The organism is Tabrizicola sp., from assembly GCF_031377265.1.
Lineage (GTDB): Bacteria > Pseudomonadota > Alphaproteobacteria > Rhodobacterales > Rhodobacteraceae > JAUYQR01.
The window spans coordinates 1-2,405 of record NZ_JANMET010000307.1; the positions used below are offsets into that span (position 1 = coordinate 1).

4 protein-coding genes are annotated in these 2,405 nt (G+C 61.0%); 2 read left to right on the plus strand and 2 right to left on the minus strand.

The annotated features are described in order from the left end of the window. Nucleotides 1-226: DUF2867 domain-containing protein (locus RMO18_RS16790; protein WP_309667451.1), on the plus strand; the 226-nt coding region annotated here is incomplete at its 5' end. 107 nt (nucleotides 227-333) lie between these two features. Here the strand turns inward: RMO18_RS16790 and RMO18_RS16795 are convergent. Both RMO18_RS16795 and RMO18_RS16800 read right to left on the minus strand, forming a co-directional pair. Beyond that, the gene (locus tag RMO18_RS16795) at nucleotides 334-1,728 is read right to left on the minus strand and encodes an MFS transporter (RefSeq protein ID WP_309667453.1); all 1,395 of its coding nucleotides are present in this window, start codon (nucleotides 1,726-1,728) and stop codon (nucleotides 334-336) included. Next, nucleotides 1,725-1,964, minus strand: a complete 240-nt coding sequence (locus RMO18_RS16800; RefSeq protein WP_309667455.1) for a DUF2798 domain-containing protein — start codon at nucleotides 1,962-1,964, stop codon at nucleotides 1,725-1,727. Before RMO18_RS16800 ends, RMO18_RS16795 begins: the two co-directional genes overlap by 4 nt. A 111-nt stretch (nucleotides 1,965-2,075) precedes the next feature. Here RMO18_RS16800 and RMO18_RS16805 point away from each other — a divergent pair. Further along, a partial coding sequence (locus RMO18_RS16805; RefSeq protein ID WP_309667456.1) for a LysR family transcriptional regulator occupies nucleotides 2,076-2,405 on the plus strand: 330 nt, incomplete at its 3' end.

The following is a 2,405-nucleotide window of genomic DNA, read 5'->3' on the forward strand; positions in this document are numbered from 1 at the left end:
GCTGGAGGATACCATGATGACCCTCACCGCCCGCGACCGGCATCTGGACGTGATGATCTGCATCGAGAGGAACGGCTGCAAGATCAACATCACGGCCTCGGTCGTCACGCATAACCTTTTTGGCCGCCTTTACATGATTCCAGTCGCCCCGGCCCACCTGCTTATCGTATGGCTGATGTTGCGGCGCTTGCTCTTGCCAATAGCTCCCAAGTCGCATGCCGGTTGATCCAATCCCCAAATATGCTGCAGATTTTTAATGAGCAGGGCGGGGCGGTGGTCATCAGGCTGGCCAGCCGCCGCGCGCCCGTCATGCGCACCACGGCTGAGGGTCAATTATTTCGGTCTGCGACCCAACAGGGCCACGCAAAGCGCTGCGCTTGCAAGCACAGCAGCGACGGCAAAGGTCAGCTGCAATCCGGCCCCACCTCCGGTTCCAAGCCCGAATAGATCTGCGCTCTTCGATCCAAAGGCGAAGACTGCCCCCATGGCCGAAGCCCCCGTGATGAGACCAAGGTTTCTGGACAGACCCAGAAGGGCTGATGTGACGCCGCGACGCTCACTTGGGGCACCGTTCATGACGGCCGTATTGTTCGCGGCCTGAAACAGCGCATAGCCTGCTGTGATGACTGCAAGGCCGCCGATGTATCCAACCACGCCAAAAGCGCCGGGCAGCAGCATCATCAGGACTGACCCCGCTACGACACCAAGCAACCCGGAGTATGTCACGGTCGCCTCACCAAAGCGGTCCACCAACCGACCTGCCGGGATGCCCGCCAACGCGGAGACGCCTGGCCCGACGGACATGGCAAACCCGGTCTGCACAGGGCTGAGCCCCAGAACCCCGGACAAGAAGAATGGGCCAACGACAAGGGTGGCCATCAGGATTGTTGAGACCAGCGCCATCGACACGAGACCTGCCGCCAAAGCGCGGTCTCGCAGCACTGCAAGTTGAACCAGTGGAACAGTCGTGCGGTGTTCGATCGCGACAAAGGTGGCCATGCCGATCAAGGCCAAAAGCCCCAGGCCCACGTTTGTCATGCCAGGAGTGGCACCACCCAGAGTGGTCGAAAGGGCATAGGCGCCAAGCGACAACGCCAGCACCATCATGCCTGGCAGATCAAAGGTGAAATGCATGGGCTTTTTGGCGACATCAGACGGAAAGACCTGAGCACCGAACACGAAAGCCACAGCGCCGGATGCTGCCATGAAGGCAAAGACCGCAGGCCAGCCAAATGCGTTGATCAGCAGCCCGCCCAGTGATGGCCCGAGGGCCGTTCCTACCGCCGAAACCGTGCCCAGCAGGCCCATTGCGCTGCCAGTGCGGTCCTTTGGGACCATGTCACTGACCGATGCGATCGTAAGTGCCATCATGATCGCGGCCCCAAGGCCCTGCACGCCGCGAAGCGCGACGAGCAGCCAAAGATTCTGGGCAAGCGCCCCACAGACAGATGCCACGGCAAACAGGCCGATCCCGAACAGAAGAATGCGCCGACGTCCCAGCAGGTCGCCCAGACGACCGGCGCCAACAATCAGGGTCGTCATGGCCAGAAGGTAGGAAATCACCACCCATTGCACATTCGCCATGGGCGCTTGAAACGAGGCTGAAAGGGTGGGCAGAGCCACGTTGGCGATGCTGGTCCCTAGCGATGGCAGCAGCATGGCCAATGACAGCGCTGCAAGCCTTAGCCGGTATGGGCTATTCGCTGGGCGTGTGAGCGTGTCGGTCATCGCGCGCTTGCCCTTGGTGCCTTGACCATCATGCCGACCAGGCGGCGGGTGATCGGCGCAACGACAAGAACGACGGGAAAAGCGAAGGCCCACGACGGTAGCCAGGCGTTGACCCAAAGCCCAAAGAAGCCATCGACCAGCCCGGCATTGCGCAGCATTGCAATGCCGGAGACGGCAAATGACATGAAACCAGAAAGGATGAAGCCGAACATGGCGGGTGCAAAACGGGCAGGCATTTGTGACTCCTTGTTTGATGATGCTTGTCAGATAACGCCTTCTGTCATATTGCGGAACGCGCACCAATCACACTCTATCCGTGCACCAGACGCCATGTATGGGAGCCGCCAATGCCAGACCTGAACCTACTTTTGGCCTTGGATGTTCTTTTGGCCGAAGGCAGCGTGGCGGGCGCTGCGCGTCGCTTGCAACTTAGCCCTTCCGCGATGAGCCGGACATTGGCCCGCCTGCGAGAGGTCACGGCCGACCCATTACTGGTGCGGGCAGGACGCGGACTGGTGCCCACGCCGCGCGCGATTGAACTGCGCGCGCAAGTGGGCGCCTTGGTCGAAGGGGCAAATGCCTTGCTGCGCCCGGCCGACAAGCTTGATCTTGGCACCTTGCAGCGGCGATTTACCCTGCGGACCAGCGAAGGGTTCGTTGAAACCTTCGGTCCGCAT